Origin of the sequence: Pedobacter jeongneungensis (genome assembly GCF_000633455.1) — a bacterium.
Lineage (GTDB): Bacteria > Bacteroidota > Bacteroidia > Sphingobacteriales > Sphingobacteriaceae > Pedobacter > Pedobacter jeongneungensis_A.
On record NZ_AYMG01000012.1, the window covers coordinates 188,023 to 205,872 of the forward strand.

The 17,850-nt window shown below is 39.8% G+C and carries 9 protein-coding genes; 8 read left to right on the forward strand and 1 reads right to left on the reverse strand.

Annotation, left to right across the window (positions count from 1 at the left end):
- Positions 1-98: 98 nt before the first annotated feature.
- From U859_RS0112035 to U859_RS0112055, 5 genes are all read left to right on the forward strand, one after another.
- Positions 99-1,676 (forward strand): glycoside hydrolase family 28 protein, encoded by a 1,578-nt coding sequence (locus U859_RS0112035; RefSeq protein WP_025143618.1) that lies wholly within the window; start codon positions 99-101, stop codon positions 1,674-1,676.
- A gap of 1 nt (position 1,677) precedes the next feature.
- Positions 1,678-4,494, forward strand: coding sequence for a glycosyl hydrolase family 95 catalytic domain-containing protein (locus U859_RS0112040; RefSeq protein WP_025143619.1), 2,817 nt, complete (start codon positions 1,678-1,680; stop codon positions 4,492-4,494).
- 219 nt (positions 4,495-4,713) lie between these two features.
- Positions 4,714-8,172 carry a malectin domain-containing carbohydrate-binding protein gene (locus tag U859_RS0112045; RefSeq protein WP_240183040.1) on the forward strand — a complete coding sequence of 1,153 codons (3,459 nt, stop codon included), beginning with the start codon at positions 4,714-4,716 and terminating at the stop codon, positions 8,170-8,172.
- Between the two features lie 98 nt (positions 8,173-8,270).
- A complete protein-coding gene (locus U859_RS0112050; RefSeq protein ID WP_025143621.1) occupies positions 8,271-9,839 on the forward strand; it encodes a sodium:solute symporter in 1,569 nt (522 codons plus the stop codon).
- Positions 9,840-9,897: 58 nt separating this feature from the next.
- Positions 9,898-10,830: a dihydrodipicolinate synthase family protein gene (locus tag U859_RS0112055; RefSeq protein ID WP_025143622.1), complete on the forward strand. Its 933-nt coding sequence runs from the start codon at positions 9,898-9,900 to the stop codon at positions 10,828-10,830.
- Positions 10,831-10,883: 53 nt separating this feature from the next.
- On the opposite strand, the gene U859_RS0112060 is transcribed toward U859_RS0112055, so the two are convergent.
- Positions 10,884-11,753: an AraC family transcriptional regulator gene (locus tag U859_RS0112060; protein ID WP_025143623.1), complete on the reverse strand. Its 870-nt coding sequence runs from the start codon at positions 11,751-11,753 to the stop codon at positions 10,884-10,886.
- Positions 11,754-12,140: 387 nt separating this feature from the next.
- Here U859_RS0112060 and U859_RS0112065 point away from each other — a divergent pair, with 387 nt between their 5' ends.
- From U859_RS0112065 to U859_RS0112075, 3 genes are read left to right on the forward strand one after another with little or no spacing between them, the layout of a single operon-like run.
- Positions 12,141-12,809: a DUF3826 domain-containing protein gene (locus tag U859_RS0112065; RefSeq protein WP_025143624.1), complete on the forward strand. Its 669-nt coding sequence runs from the start codon at positions 12,141-12,143 to the stop codon at positions 12,807-12,809.
- 37 nt (positions 12,810-12,846) lie between these two features.
- The gene (locus U859_RS0112070) at positions 12,847-15,978 is read left to right on the forward strand and encodes a SusC/RagA family TonB-linked outer membrane protein (protein WP_025143625.1); all 3,132 of its coding nucleotides are present in this window, start codon (positions 12,847-12,849) and stop codon (positions 15,976-15,978) included.
- 26 nt (positions 15,979-16,004) lie between these two features.
- Complete coding sequence (locus U859_RS0112075; RefSeq protein WP_029985694.1) at positions 16,005-17,840, forward strand: RagB/SusD family nutrient uptake outer membrane protein; 1,836 nt, start codon at positions 16,005-16,007, stop codon at positions 17,838-17,840.
- Positions 17,841-17,850 lie beyond the last annotated feature (10 nt).

Genomic DNA, 17,850 nt, shown 5'->3' on the forward strand with positions numbered 1-17,850 from the left:
GACCTCATTCAACCTCGTTACAAACGAGGACGAGGACTTTACGAATAAATTAAATGCCTCGGTTCGTGTCTCCACGAACCGAACTATAATAAAAAACAATGAAATATATTTTCAAAACCTTATTTTTTGTACTTGCTTTAACTACTTGCTTAACCGCCAACGCCCAATCTTACTATAACGTAATCAAATATGGCGCAAAAAACGACAGCAGTAAACTGGCCACAACTGCCATCAAAAATGCAATAGAAGCAGCATCAAAAGCGGGTGGCGGTACCGTTTATTTTCCAGCCGGAAAATATTTGACCGGGGCAATTCATTTAAAAAGCAACATTACCATCTTAATTGATGCTGGTGCCGAATTGCACTTCAGCGATAATTTTGACGATTACATGCCCATGGTTAAAAGCCGCTATGAGGGCGTAGACGTAACCAGTTTTTCACCGTTATTTTATGCCTATAAGGTAGAAAATATTTCGATTATTGGCCGGGGAATTATCGATGGCCATGGTAAAAAGTGGTGGGATTTTGTAGAAGGTTATAAAGATGGTCAACCACGATCAAAATGGCAAACCACTTTTGATGGCTTAAATAAAGATATTATTCTTCCTGACGACCCCAGGCAGATGAAAAGAGGTTTTCTCCGTCCGCCGTTTATACAGCCTATGTTTTGCAAAAATGTATTGATTGATGGAATTACCATCCGCAATTCACCCTTCTGGACGATCAATCCTGAGTTTTGTGAAAATGTTAAGGTTCATGCGGTTACCATCAACAATCCCCATTCACCAAATACCGATGGTATCAATCCTGAATCTTGTAAAAATGTGCACATTTCAGATTGCCACATCAGCGTGGGTGACGATTGCATTACCATTAAATCAGGTAAAGATGCACCCGGACGAAAAATGGCCATTCCGGCAGAAAACTACGTAATTACAAATTGTACGATGTTATCAGGTCACGGTGGCGTGGTTATTGGTAGCGAAATGTCGGGCGATGTGCGAAAAATAGCCATTTCGAATTGCGTTTTCGACGGAACAGATAGGGGGATCCGCATTAAAACTGCACGAGGCAGAGGCGGAGTGGTTGAAGAGATCAGGGTAAGCAATATTATCATGAAAAACACTAAAGATCAGGCCATTGTATTGGATATGCAGTATGCAAAAACAAATGTAGAACCTGTTTCAGCGCGGACGCCTATTTTTAGAAATATACATTTCAGCAATATTACCGGTCAGGTTAACCAGGCAGGCTATTTAAATGGTTTGGAAGAAATGCCTATCGATAATATTACGTTCAATGATATTAACATGGAAGCCAAAACTGGTTTTTATATTCAAAATTCTAGTAATATTGAGTTTCATAATGTAACCGTAAATACAGAATTGGGTCCATCTTTAAAAGCTTCTAAAGTGAATAATTTGATTGTTGATGGATTGAAAAGCAATGAGCCACTAGCAAATTCAGCAGTAATTGATCTTACAAACGTATCCGATCTGTTTTTGTACAATGCTTTTCCTGTAAAAGAAACGGTTACTTATTTGAAATTAAGCGGCGCGGAAACCAAAAACATATACCTTGGGAATAATAATTTCAGAAGGGTTAAAGAAGCCGTTAAAAAGGAAAAAGAAGTAAAAGCAACCGTCCAAATTATTTCGGGCGATAAAGGACAATAACATGAAGTGTAAACTTTTATTAGGCATTTTATTTTTGATATTGGTTGTGCATGCAGGCAGTTTTGCACAACAAAACAACCATACTTTATGGTACACTAAAGCCGCAGAAAAATGGACAGATGCTTTACCCATCGGAAACGGCAGATTAGGCGCGATGATTTTCGCCGGAACGGCTGTAGATCATATCCAGTTTAATGAAGAAACCGTTTGGACGGGTCAACCTAGGGATTATAACCGAAAAGGTGCATATCAATATCTTCCCGAAATTAGAAAATTGCTTTTCGAGGGGAAGCAAAAAGAAACTGAAGCGTTGGCACAGGAGCAGTTTATGGGGTTGCAAAGCAGTCAGGGCGACCGAAAAGTTTGGGTAGCTGAAATGAAAGCTGGAAAAGGCATACAGGGAAACCCAGCCCTTGTTAATTTTGATGATAAACCCTGGAAAACGATAAAAGTACCTTCTTACGAGGGTTGGGAAGCGGTTGGATTAGCCAATTTAGACGGTGCAGTTTGGTTTAGAACAACTTTTGATGTTCCCGAAAATTGGCTGGGAAAAGATCTGATATTAGATCTTAACCGCATCCGCGACCAGGATTTTACTTATATCAATGGACAGCTAGTTGGCAATACCGATAACACGGAACCTAGAAAATACACGATACCCGCAAAATTGATCAAAAAGGGCAGAAATGTGATCGCCATACAGGTGCTCAATTATTTTGATAAAGGCGGGTTGGCAGGTTATAAGGATACTTCAAAAAAAATCGGCATTTATCCTGTTGGAAGCAGTGTAGAGCAAGGCATTTCCCTGGTTAAAGAATGGAAGTATAAAATTCAGGATGAAGATCCACCTGCCGTTCCTCAATATCAGGGCAGTTATCAGCCTTTTGGAGATCTGAACCTGTATTTCAAACAGACCAAATCTATTGTTACCAATTACAAAAGATCCTTAGATATCAGTACCGCAATTGCAAAAACAACCTATACTTTAAATGGCGTAAATTATCAGCGTGAGTATTTTGCGAGTCAGCCAAACCAGGCCATTATAATCCATTTAATGGCCGATAAAAAGGCATCCATCAGTTTTGATGCAGAACTTTCCAGCGCTCACCGAAAATCATCTGTAAAAGCTTTAGGAAATGATGTAATTGCTTTAGCTATTCAGGTAAAAGATGGTGTGATTAAGGGAGAAAGCCGGTTAACAGCTTTAATTAAAAATGGTTCGGTAAAAGTGATTAATGGCAAAATTAGCATCAATCAGGCCGATGAAGTAACAATTTATTTAACTGGCGGAACCAATTTTATCAATGCACAGGATGTTTCAGGGAACCCTGCAACGGCCAATGTTAAAGCACTCCATAGTTTAAAAGGTAAAGCGTACACCGAAATTAAACAGAACCACATTAAAGAATATCAAACTTATTATAACAACTTTAGCGTTGATTTTGGCACTTCGGAGAATGAAAATCTACCGACAGATGAAAGACTGGACAAATTCGCAAGTGCTAATGATCCTGCATTTGCAGCATTATACATGCAATATGGACGGTATTTATTGATTTCGAGTTCAAGGCCGGGAACGCAACCTGCTAATCTTCAGGGTATTTGGAACGACCTGCTCACACCACCCTGGGGCAGCAAGTACACCACCAATATTAACCTCGAAATGAACTACTGGCCGACTGAAATCCTTAATTTATCAGCCTTAAATGAGCCACTTTTTAGTAAAATAAAAGGATTATCAAAAACTGGTTCGGTAACAGCAAAAGAATATTACAATGCGCGTGGCTGGGTTTTACACCATAATACCGATTTGTGGAATGGTACAGCCCCGATTAATGCCTCTAATCATGGTATCTGGGTTAGTGGAGGTGGTTGGCTAAGTCAGCATTTATGGGAACATTACCAATTTAGTAAAGACCGTAAATTCCTCGAAACCGAGGCTTATCCTTTGATGAAACAGGCTGCTTTGTTCTATGAAGATTTTTTAGTGAAAGACCCAAAAACAGGCTGGTTGATCAGTACACCGTCCAATTCTCCGGAAAATGGTGGTTTAGTAGCCGGTCCGACGATGGATCACCAGATTATCAGATCGTTATTCAGAAATTGTATAACTGCTGCTGAGGTATTAAATGTGGATGAAGATTTTAGGAAATCCCTTAAGGAGAAGGTAAAACAAATCGCGCCAAATCAGATCGGCAAATATGGACAGCTACAAGAGTGGCTGGAAGATAAGGATGATACGACCAATAAACACCGTCATGTTTCTCATTTATGGGGTGTTTATCCTGGAAATGACATTACCTGGGATAACAACGAAAAAATGATGCAGGCCGCTAAACAGTCCTTATTGTACCGCGGTGATGATGCTACTGGCTGGAGTTTAGCCTGGAAGATTAATTTCTGGGCCAGATTTAAAGATGGTGATCATGCCATGAAACTGGTTAAAATGTTAATGAAACCGGCTAATAATGGAGCTGGGTCTTATGTCAATCTCTTTGATGCACATCCGCCTTTCCAGATTGATGGAAACTTTGGCGGTGCAGCCGGAATTGCTGAAATGATTGTGCAGAGCCATCAAGGTTATCTGGATATTTTACCGGCTTTGCCTACAGCTATTCCAAATGGTGAGATTAAAGGTTTACAGGCACGTGGTGGATTTGAACTGGATTTGACCTGGAAAAATGGCTTATTGACCTCAATTACCATCAAATCTAAAACAGGGGGGAACTGTAAAATCCATTATAAAAACAACAATATAAGTCTTGAAACCAAAATTGGTGAAACTTATAAATTGAATGGAGATCTGAAATTGCTATAAAATATGAAGAATAAAATCGTCATTGCGAGGAGGAACGACGAAGCAATCTCCTTTGCAAGAGACTTAGTTAAAGTTAATTCTTTAAAGTTTTTTTGCCCCACGCACCATGGTTCGTGTCTCCTAGAAGAAAAAAAAACGATGAATATACCGCGCCTTGGTCTGTGTCTCCACAGACCAACATTGAGATCAATCTTCTTCATAATATTGTTATTCACTTCTTTGCTTGAGATCAATTTTGTTCATGCACAAAGCTCAACCAGAAAAGATATCTCTCTAAACTCCAATTGGCTTACCATCGCTGATGAGAAAAACAAAAATGCTTTTGATGGTTTTCAGTCGGCTGGCTACAACACCTTAAACTGGAAAAATGTTAATGTTCCACATAACTGCGACCAATACGAAGGTTACCAACGCAAACTTCATGGCAATAAACATGGTTATGCCTGGTATCGAAAAACATTCAAAACCAATGAAATTAAACCCGGCAAAAGGTTCTTTTTATACTTTGAGGGCGTTGGTTCTTATGCCACGATCTGGTTAAACGGCAAAAAGGTGGGCTACCATGCAGGCGGGCGAACAACTTTTACTTTGGATGTTACTGCTGCCATTAAATTAAATAATCAGGAGAATATTTTAGCTGTCCGGGCCGATCACCCCGCGAATATCCAGGATTTACCCTGGGTTGATGGTGGTTGCTCTACCGAACGCGGTTTTTCAGAAGGTTCGCAGCCCATGGGGATTTTCCGTCCGGTGCATTTAATTGTAACCAATGATATCCGTGTTGAACCATTTGGCATTCACATCTGGAACGACAATAAAATTTCAGAAAAAGCCGCAGTATTAAACCTGAGTACCAGCATTAAAAATTATACTTTAAAGTCAAAAAATATATCGATAATTAACCAATTGCTTGATGCAAGCGGAAAGCAGGTTAAAGAAATCAAAAAAACATTGATTGTTCCGCCAGGTAAAGAAATCCAGATCGATCAGCAAACCGACAAAATTGTCAATCCAAAACTTTGGTCTTTGGAAAATCCATATCTCTATACTTTACAAACTATCATCATCGAGAATGGAAAAATTGTAGATGAACTGAAAACGCCTTATGGCATCCGCTGGATCAGCTGGCCATCCGATGGCTTTCGGATTGGCGATCAAGTCAATCAAAAACAGTTTCTATTAAACGGAAAACCTGTTTTTATTAACGGAATAGCAGAATATGAGCATTTAATCGGGCAGAGTCATGCTTTCAGTAACGAGCAGATCAGGTCGAGGGTGATGCAGGTTAAAGCAGCAGGTTTTAATGCCTTCCGCGATGCACATCAGCCACATCATTTATTGTATTCTGATTATTGGGACAAGGAAGGGATTTTATGCTGGACACAAATGGCAGCACACATTTGGTACGATACGCCCGAATTCAGGAAGAATTTTAAAACGCTTTTAACGGACTGGGTAAAGGAAAGAAGGAACAGCCCTGCGGTAGTGTTATGGGGATTGGAAAACGAAAGTACCCTGCCCGAAGACTTCGCAAAAGAATGTACCGAGCTGATCAGAAAACTGGATCCAACAGCTTCTTCACAAAGAAAAGTAACCACCTGTAATGGCGGTAAAGGAACCGATTGGGACGTGCCGCAAAACTGGACAGGCACTTACGGCGGCAATCCTTTAACTTATGGCGAAGATTTGAAAAGACAGGTTTTAGTAGGCGAATATGGCGCCTGGAGAACAATAGATCTTCATAAACCTGACGCCAATGGAAAAGGATACACGGAGAACAAAATGACCGACCTGATGGAAACGAAAGTGCGACTGGCAGAATCGGTAAAAGATAAAACCGCTGGTCATTTTTTCTGGCTTTATAGCTCGCACGATAATCCGGGAAGGGTACAGGGAGGCGAGGGTTTAAGAGATCTGGATCGGATTGGTCCTGTAAATTACAAAGGCATGTTTACCCCTTGGGAAGAACCAACAGATGTTTTTTACATGTTCAGGGCCAATTATGCACCAAAACAAACGGATCCTATGGTATACATCGTTTCGCATACCTGGCCAAACCGCTGGACAAAACCCGGCATTAAAGATAGTGTTGTGGTGTATTCTAACTGTGATGAAGTAGAACTTTTTAATGATGTAAACGGACAATCTTTAGGCAAGAAAAAACGTGGGGCAATTGGTACACATTTTCAATGGAACAAGCCGGAAATTAATTACGATGTACTTTATGCGGTAGGTTATGTAAATGGAAAAGTCGTTGCAAAAGATCAAGTGGTTCTACAGAATTTACCTCAAAGTCCAAATTTTAACAGTTTAATTTCGGATAAGCAATTAACTGTGCCGGCGCAGGGTTATCACTATGTGTACCGCGTCAACTGTGGAGGAGGAGATTATAGGGATGCGGATGGCAACCAATGGTCCTCCGACCGGAATTTAACTTCGGCTGATCATTTTGGATCTACCTCATGGACGGCTAATTTTCCGGGTGTGCCCGATTTTTTCGCCAGTCAACGCCGTACTTTTCAACCTATTAATGGCACCAAAGACTGGAAGCTTTTTCAAACCTTCAGATATGGTAGAGATCAGCTAAAATATCACTTCCCATTGCCTGATGGAGAATATTTAGTAGAACTTTATTTTATTGAGCCCTGGCTGGGAATAGGTGGTGGTTTTGATGCCAAAGCCATGCGTTTATTTGATGTGGCGTTTAATGGAAAAACGGTTATTAAAGATTTGGATATCTGGAAAGAAACCGGCAGCAATACATTATTAAAAAAAACAATCAAAACTTCAATCAAAGGTGGCTTTTTGGATATTAATTTCCCTGAGGTGAAAGTTGGTCAGGCGGTGATTTCAGGTATTGCCATAGCCAGTTTAAACCAAAATATTAAACCTGCACCAGCAAGCAATTCGCTTTTAACCAAGATCAAAAATGCCGAATTAAACAGCTGGCTGGATATTGGAGACGAGCAATTTAAAGGAGAAAAATCAGCATTTATCGATTTACCTTCAAATTTATATGGTTCAGAATGGTTAAAAGCTTCACGCGGACAAGAAAGTATCGAATTTACCGCGACTGATAGTGTTGATGTCTTTGTTGCACTCAATAAAACCAGCAGTGTTCCGCAGGGATTTGAAAATACCAAAAGCACTTTGAGCAACAGCCGGGATGAAACGTTTGATGTTTATCGCAAAAGACTTATTCCCAACGAAAGAATCATTTTTGATAGTAGGGTGGCCAGTGTTTTTGTATTGCCCGTTACCCATTTACAACCCGCTTACGATTTAAAAACAACCACAAGCTATAAAGCGACTGATGGCATTTTAGCTGGGAAAGATATTACCAAAGCAGCATTGATGGACAAACAGCGCGTAATTTTTAATGCTGCCAACCAGGGGAGCCTCACCTGGAATATTTCAGTTGGCGTTGCTGATACCTATTCCTTAACCATTAAATACCATAACCCGTCCAATCAGCTATTGAAAGCCAAACTGGAATTTTTATCAGCAGATGGAACCTTAATGAAAACAGAAATAGCAGAATTTGTCCCTACGAAAGAAGGGAAATGGAATTACCTGAACACGAATACGGGGAGCATGATTAATGCCGGAAGTTACAGCGTGCGCTTAACTGCCACAGAAACCAAAGGCCTGGCAATTGATGCTTTAGATGTTCAATAAGATAAGATGGTATAATATGTGGCCAAAATCTTATATTAATGATGATATTTAGCGATGCATATTTGTTTTAACCAAATTAATAAACGAGCCAACAAGTAATGAAAGGTCTTCCTGTATTCGATCTTGCGATCATCTTCATTTATCTTGTTGGGATGATATTAGTTGGGGTTTATTTTTCGCGAAAAAATAAAAACTCCGAGCAATTTACAAAAGCTTCGGGCCTGATTCCCGGATGGGCGATAGGTTTATCTATTTATGCAACATTTTTAAGCAGTAACACTTTTTTGGGCGTGCCTGGTAAATCATTCGGCGGCAACTGGAATGCATTTGTATTCAGTATTTCGATGCCATTAGCAGCATGGGCGGCTTCTAAATATTTTGTTCCATTTTACCGAAATACCGGAGAAATATCTGCCTATACGCATTTGGAAAAACGTTTTGGAGCATGGGCAAGGGTATATGCAGTAGTTTGTTTTCTATTGACGCAGCTGGCCAGAATGGGGTCGATATTTTTTGGGATTGCCTTAAGCCTGCAGGCGCTCACTGGCTATTCCATGCAGATGATTATGATCGTAATGGGTATCTGTATCATTGTTTATACCGTTTTAGGAGGAATTGAAGCAGTAATATGGACAGAAGTCGTACAGGCCATCGTGAAAACCCTGGGCGCGCTGCTCATTTTGTACCTGATCATCACGAACATGCCGGGAGGTATATCAAAGATTGTAGAAATTGGAAAATCTGCCGATAAATTTAGCCTGGGCAGTTTTAAATTCGATTTTGTCGGATCGTCGTTCTGGGTGGTTTTACTTTATGGTTTTTTCATCAACCTGAATAATTTTGGGATGGATCAGAATTACATTCAGCGCTACCATACGGCATCATCAAGTAAAGCCGCTTCGAAATCAATATGGCTATGTGTTTGGTTATACATCCCAGCCTCATTGCTATTTTTCATTATAGGATCTTGCTTGTTTGCTTACTATGAGGTTAATCCGGAATTGGTGCAGTCGATCAAACACCAGGTAGCTATTGAGCGCTTGCCTTTACATGCTTCGGCGGCAGAGGTCTTAAAGGTGCAGAATGCTTTGGTTCCATCAGATTATGGCGATAAAATAATGCCTCATTTTATGGTCACCAAGATCCCGGTAGGTTTGGTTGGACTGATTGTTTCGGCCATTTTATCTGCGGCCATGAGTACCATCAGTTCTGGAATGAATGCTTCGGCAACCGTGTTTTCGGTTGATATTTACAAAAGATATTTCAAACCCGGCATTACCGAAAAACAGAATTTATCACTGTTACATTTGGCTACGGTAGGATTTGGCTTGCTAGGCATGATTGCCGGAATTGCCATGATCGGTGTAAAAAGCATTTTAGATGTTTGGTGGGAGTTATCAGGTATTTTTGCGGCCGGAATGCTGGGTTTATTCTTGCTCGGTATCATCAGCAGGCAAACCAAAAACCACGAAGCCATTACTGCAACCATTATCGGTATTGCTGTAATTATATGGATGACATTTTCTTCACTTCTTCCTCCAGAATATGAAGTTTTTAGAAATCCTTTACATAAAAACATGATTATCGTAATCGGTACTTTAACCATTTTTTTAACAGGACTTTTCCTGACAAAAATTAAAAATAAAAAGACAAAAACAGTCCACTAAGCTCATTCTGGCCTTATCCGGGACAAATAATATAAAACATTTACCATATCAAACTATAATGGAAAACTCACAAAAAGGGTTCATCCCGGTTATGCTCACGCCATTTTTGAGCAACGGGAATATTGACTATCCTGCATTAACACAACTTACAGAGATTTATTTACAGGCCGGGGCCTCAGGTTTGTTTGCCAATTGCCTGTCGAGTGAAATGTTTGAATTAAGTGATAAAGAAAGAATTCAGGCGATAAAACATGTCATAAAAGTGGCAAACGGCGCTGTACCTGTTGTAGCCACCGGAACCTTTGGTGGTGAAATTACGAAACAGGCCGATTTTGTAAAAGAAGTAAGCGATGCAGGCGTAGAAGCCGTGATTGCCATTACCAGTTTATTGGCCAATGAAAATGAAACTGATGAAATATTTAACGACCGTGTATTCGATCTGCTGCATCAAACAGATAAAATTCCAATGGGTTTTTACGAATGCCCCGTGCCTTATAAAAGAGTGTTAAAACCACAACAATTGGCCGATTTTGTATCAACTGGAAGGGTAATTTACCATAAAGATACCAGCCTGGATCTCGCCCAGATTAAAGAAAAACTTAAACTCACGGTGGATTATGCTTTTGGTTTGTACGATGCCTACATGGTTCACGCAGTTGATTCGCTAAAAGCAGGTACTTCAGGATTATCCTGTATTCAAGGGAATTACTTTCCGGAGTTAATTGTTTGGTTATGTGATCATTATAACGAAAAATCTCTTAATAATGAGGTACAGGCTGTGCAACAGTTTTTAATCGATAATATGGAGGTGATGCACCATGTTTATCCGGTTGTATCCAAATATTTTCTGCAAAAACGGGGTTTAAACATTTCTACTTTTACACGCAGAAATGTGGGCGCATTTACAACAAGCGAGGTAAAAGGAATGGAAACTTTATTTGATGATTACACCTCGTTACGCAACAACCTGAATATTAAGGTTTTTATATGATTTTTTTTTAAACCTCGCAGGTTTTAAAAACCTGCGAGGTTTGTAATCCTAGCTTAATTCAAATACTTCCTTTTATAATCCAATGGCGTCATCCCCGTTACCTTTTTAAAGTGCCGGTAAAAATTAGATACATTGTTGAAACCGCAATCAAAGCAGATCATTTCGGTTGGTAGTTTATTCTCAATCAAAAAACGGCAGGCGTGACTTACCCTGATCTCGATCAGAAAATCATAGAACGTCTTTTTAGTCATCAGTTTAAAATAACGACAGAAAGAAGTCACGCTTAAATTACTTAACGATGCCACTTCCTCTAAAGTAATGTCCTTTTTATAGTTGCTGAGGGTATAATTGCAAATTTTATTGATGCGTAAAGTTTCCGATTCGTTCGATTGATAAAAAGTATTTTTGCTGGTTACAATGGTCGAATATTCATCCGTTTCTGCAAGCGTTTTCAATATCGAAAGTAAAATAATTATCCGGTCTAAATTCGTTGCATCAACAGCCGCCCGCATTAAATCAACCAGTTTATCTTTAGCTTTTCCTTTAATCACCATCCCGCTTTTTGCCTTTTCGAACAATTTAGGGATCAGGTAAGCCTCGGGCAAAGTGAGCATATATTTACCCAAACAATCAGGCAAGAAATGGATCACCATGGCTTCAGTTGTCAGGTCGGGGTTGTTCTGAAAATACTCATCTTTACAACGCCAGGTATGCGGGAGGTTTTCTCCCAAAAGTACCATCTCATCAGGCACAAAATTACTGATGTTATCGCCGATAAAACGGACACCTTCGCCTTTGATTACATAATGAAGTTCCAGTTCGGGATGGTAATGCCAGATGTTTCCAAAATCGGGTTTAATGTCGTGACGGATACTAAAAGAACTTTGTAAAGTAATGGGAACTTTATGAAAATGGGGTTTCATCTTAGGGTTAAAATATTTGGTTAGCACCGCAACAATCAACTCAACTAAATTTGTGCAGCAGGCCTAAAGTTAACCAGTTAAATGATAATATCCTATATTAATTTGCTAAAAACCATTAGAAAATAGTGATTTTCTATGTTGAGTTTTGTATAAAGCCCAATAGGCGTAACCAAATTACAAACTGACAAATTATTTTCCTATAAATTTTTTGTTTATTAATAAATTATGAGACAAGGGAAAATCACCAAAAATTCCACTAATTTAGGCTGGGTATTTAAACATCCTCATCATCGAAACTGGTGGTGGTGGACGGATCCCGTTTAAATTTTAATGCTTCAAAAAAGCTCAAATTCCATTAAAAAATATTCAATTTAAAATATCAAATACATGAAATTATCCCTTTTGGCCTTTATGTTAACGTTCTCCAGCATGACAGCCATTTTTGCACAAACTAATGCCGCTGCTGATAAAGAAACCTATACCAAAATGATTACCGATCGTGCGGCTAAAATTGTGACCAATTTAGGCCTTACCGATGCCAGGAAAACAGAAAAAGTAACGGTAATTGTGCGCGATCAGTACAGCAATCTGAATGATATTTATGCGGCGCGTGATGCCAGTGTTAAAGAAATAAAAGAGAAAAACAAAGACAATAAAATAGAACGTGATTCAGCTCTGGCAAAAAATAGCCGTACAATTGATGCCTCATTAGCTAAACTTCACAAAAAATACATCAGCAAACTTTCTGCGCAACTAACTAATGAGCAGGTAGAGCTGGTTAAAAATGGCATGACTTATAATGTGTTGCCCATCACTTATAAAGCTTATCAGGAAGAAATTTTAACGCTGACCGAAGATCAGAAAAAACAGATTATGATCTGGTTAACCGAAGCTAGGGAGCATGCCATGGATGCAGAATCATCTGATAAAAAACATGCCTGGTTCGGTAAATACAAAGGCCGCATCAACAATTACCTTTCGGCAGCAGGCTACGACCTTAAAAAAGAAGGCATAGAGTGGGAGAAAAGGCGAAAGGCTAGGGCTGAAGCCAATTAAAATCAGACAAAAACCAAAACTAACCAAATAAACTATTATGATCTTTAAAATTTTACGAAAAACCCCATGGGTTTTAATGCTGCTGCTTTGTGCTTTTTCCAGCGTTTTTGCCCAACAAAAACAGATAAAAGGTAAGGTAGTAGACAAAAAAGACGGGCAGCCCATACCCGGAGTGAGTGTTGGTATCCGCGGAAAAACCAACAATGTAAGCACCAATGATAAAGGTGAATTTGCCCTGGTTGCCGATCCGGCCACCGATGTACTTGTATTTTCTTATGTAGGTTATGTTAGGCAGGTTGTTACGTTGAGTGGCAAATCAACCTTAGAAATAAGCCTGGCTGAAGACACTAATGGCCTTGATGATGTAATTGTGGTAGGTTACGGTACTAAAAAGAAATCAGAAATTTTAGGTTCTGTAGCCAATATCAAAGCCGAAGAAATCCAGGATTTACCAGTACCCAATATCGCAGCTGCATTGCGTAACAAAATACAGGGCGTTGGTGTTAACACAGTTTCAGGTAAACCAGGTTCTTCCATCACTTTAAACATCCGTAATTCAACTGCTTCCGATCAATCGAAACTCTACGGCGTTACTTCCGAACCGCTTTATGTTATCGATGGAATTACCGTAACCCGCGATGAGTTTGATAATATCGATATCTCTATGGTAGAGGATATTTCATTTTTGAAAGATGCTTCAGCAGCCATTTATGGGGCTTCTGGCGCAAAAGGTGTTGTTTTAGTTACCACTAAAAGGGGAAAAGCAGGTAAACCTAAAATTAGCTATACCGGTTATGTGGGTTATCAGGATAATACCAGTGATGTGAAAATGCTCAGCGCTTATGATCATGCTATTTTATTAAACGATGCCAACAAAATCAAAAATGCCCCAACTTCATCCTTATTTTCAGACGCTGATCTGGAAGTTTTAAAAAATAACCCAAACAGAAGCTGGTTCGATGAACTTTGGAAAGTGGCTTCAACCAACAGGCACAACATTAATATTTCTGGTGGTTCGGATGCCATTACCTTTTTTGCAGGAGGTAATTACTACAATGAAACCGGTAACTACGGAGGTATTACTTATAATAAATACGCTTTCCGTTCGGGCATGAATGCTAAGATTTTTCCAGGTTTAACCGCCGATGTAACCTTAAATACAGATTTTAATAAAAAAAACAGCGACACCTATAAAAACGGAGGAGAGAATGATCAGGCCTTTTTCCAGCAACTGATTACCACCCCAATGTGGGTACCTATACAGATTGATGGCAAACCCGTAAATTACAACGGAAATACCAATCCCTTGGCGGTTATCAATTCTGGCAATAACATTTACAGTAAATCGCAGGGTTTAAATATCAATGCATCATTAAACTATAGTCCTTCTTTTATTAAAGGTTTAACGGCAAGTGTACGTTTTGGTAAAAACAACAGGAGTGGTAGCGGTGGCCAGTATATTCCGCCTTACACCGTGTACAATTTCAAAATGACCGGTCAAAACAGTTTGTTGTACACCAACGAATCTACTTCGGCCATTACGGCTGTTGGTTTGGCTAATACCTTATTATTAAAAAGTAACGATATGGCCTCGAGCTACCAGGCCATTGGATCATTAAGTTATAACCGCCAGATCGATAAACACTCCATCACCGCTTTAGCTGCTTTCGATCAGTCGGAGAACAATAGCGAATCGCTTTCGGTGTACTGGAGAAACCAGGTATTGCCCAATGTGAACCAATATTGGGGTTTTGACCAATCTACCTTTACCATGCAGGAAAATACCTTTGGAGAAGCCGTACAACGTTCATTCATCAGCCGTTTTAGTTACGATTTCGACAAGAAATACCTTTTAGAGGCCATTGGAAGATGGGATGCTTCATCAAATTTTGCTCCTGGAAACCGATGGGGTTTATTTCCAAGTTTAGGCCTGGGTTGGGTAATTAGTCAGGAGAATTTCTTTAAAGAAAACGTAAAGTTTGTAAACAATTTAAAAGTCCGTGCAAATTATGGTCTGGTAGGCGAAAGCCGTGTTGATGCCCGTTTATGGCAATCGCGATACAAGGTAGATCCGAATGGCTATTCTTATAACGAATCGATGTATGGCGGTTTAAATCCATCAATTTTGCCGAACCCGGATATTACCTGGGAAAAAGCGAGAACCATGAACTTAGGCTTAGATGCTACTTTATTTAACAATAAACTGAACATTACTTACGAGTATTACCACCGTTATTCTTACGATATGTTTGACAAAGGCAATAACGAAAATTTCCCGATGTATGCCGGTTTCGAAGCGCCAATTGTTAATTATCAGCAAAGAACAGCATGGGGACACGAAATTTCGATAGGCTATCGTTCTAAACTGGGCAAAGACCTGGGCATATCAACCGATGTGATGTTCGGTTTTGGCAATAGCCGCATCGACAGGATGTTTTATAACCAGTTCCAGTTGTGGGATACTACCTATCCGGATCTTAAATACCAGTTTGGCACTAACCCGAACGTGTACAACGCTTCAAACTATGGATTGATTTCGAAAGGAATGCTGAGGACACAGGCAGATGTAGATGCTTTATTAAACAAATACCCTACTTATACCATTAATGGATCGGTACCACAAGTGGGCTGGTTATATTATGAAGATGTTAATGGCGATGGAAAAATTACCGAAAAAGATCAGACCCTGATGTTTAAAAGCCTTAATTCTTTTGGCATTGGTTTTAACGTTGGTCTTACCTATAAAGCATTTAGCTTAAATACCAATTTTGTAACCCGTTTTGGTGGAAAAGCATTCTTTGATACCAAATCTAAAGCAGCGGCAAGTACAACGGTAAATGTTCCGGCATACTGGAAAGACCACTGGACACCTGAAAATACCAATGCGGAGTTTCCACGTTTTGATGATCCTTCTATTGCTGCTGGTTGGAATTCGACCTTCTGGGCAAGAAGCGGCACCATGATCAGGATCAACAACATGACGCTGACCTATAAAATGCCGAGGAATTTCATGAATAAATTAGGCATTGCCGATTCCCGCTTTGTATTAACGGGTAATAACCTGTGGACAATCATTAATCCACTGGATTACAAAGATCCTTATTCATCAACCATTTATGATTACCCTACGCTCAGAACCATCTCAGTAGGATTAAATGTAAGCCTGTAATGTTGTATCACTCTAACCAAGCTAAAATGATTTTAAAAAATAAAACCACATTGCTGATCGGAATGATGGCAATGCTGATGATACTTTCTTCATCCTGCAAAAAGGACTTTTTCGAACTTGAAGATAGAAATGGAATGGATTCCCGCATTTGGGATAACGAGGGATCTATCCAATTCCTTTTAAACGATACCTACGATGTAACCATGCCTGATTTTCCTTATGAAATAACGGCCGATAATGTGATTTATGCCAGTGATGAAGATAAATTTTCTTCTTCAGAATCGATTATGCGTAAAGCTATTGGGGTAAACGGGGTTTTAACCTCTAATGATGTAAAATTTATTGCCACCAAATACCAGGGCAATAAAGGCGATAACCGTTACTTCGATATTGCCCGCTGCAATGTTGCCTTAAAAGAAATCCCGAAGGGAACCTTATCTCAAAGTTCGAAAAACAAGTTGCGCGGACAGTTTTTCGCCTTAAGGGCCATTACTTATTTTCAGTTGGTAAGGCTTTATGGTGGAGTGCCTTTGGTGCTTGAACCACAGGATCCGGATAATTTAACGCTCACCGGACGGGCAAAAGCCTCGGCATGTTTTCAGGTCATCGTAAACGATCTCGATTCGGCCATGAACCTTTTAAATGGTGTAACCTGGGTAGATGCTACCGAAAGGGGCAAATTTACCCGTCAGGCAGCAGCAGCATTAAAAGCAAGGGTTTTATTGTACTGGGCTAGTCCGCAATTTAACCCCACCAATAATCCTGCACATCCATTCGATCAAAGCAGGTGGCAAAAAGCTTATGAAGCCAATAAAGAGGCTTACGATATCTGTAAAGCTGCAGGAGCCTCGCTGATGCCAAATTATGCAGATGTTTTTCTTAAAGAAGGAACGGCCAATCCCGAGGCCATTATTGTTCGCTCGTATTCAGCTAAACTTTCTAAAAGAGGGCAGAATGTAGAACAAAAAAGCAGGCCAACAGAAGAAGGTGGTAATGCATCGGCTTTTACACCTACCTTAAATTTAGTAAATGCCTATACCATGAAAGATGGTGTTCCGGTAGGGCAGGCCAGTTCTTTTACTTATGATCCGGTGGTATTTTGGGTAAACCGTGATCCACGTTTAGATGCCTCCATTGCTTATAACGGAAGTTCGTGGAAATTAAGTGGTTTAGCTACCCGTAAACAATGGTGTTATAATGGTGGCATTACAGAAGCATCACCACAGGGTTTTTATTTAAAGAAATTCTGCGATCCTGATCTGGCCAAAGGATCAGTTATTTATGCCAACGATTTTGGTGGAAATGGGTTAGATTGGGTAGAGCTCCGTTTTGCCGAAGTCATTATAAATTATGCTGAATGTGCCAACGAGATCGGCAATTTACAAGAAGCGAAAGACCTCATCAAACTGATCAGGATCAGGGCAGGAATACAGCCAGGAACTAAAAATTATGGCTTAGACCTGGCTACTTCAAAAGAACTGATGCGCGACCTGATTATGAACGAACGGATGGTGGAATTTTCTTTCGAGGGCAAACGCTCATTCGATTTAAGACGCACCCGCCGTTACCATTTATTGAGCGGCCAGATGCAAACCATCCAATGGACAGTGAAAACAACTGCATTAAAAACCGAATTAGAAGCTGTAGGCACTAACGGTATCCGTTTTAGGGAAAGCATCAACGTAAATGACCGGACTACTTTTGATAAATATTTTACGGCTACAAATGTAAATCAAGGTGCCACGGGTTTTGGGATATTAGATACCTATTATTTCTTTGCTCTGCCTTCAACATTTATGAATTCGAGTCCATTGTTAGATCAAACGATAGGGTGGGACGGTGGAACATTCGATCCGTTGTAAACCAATATTC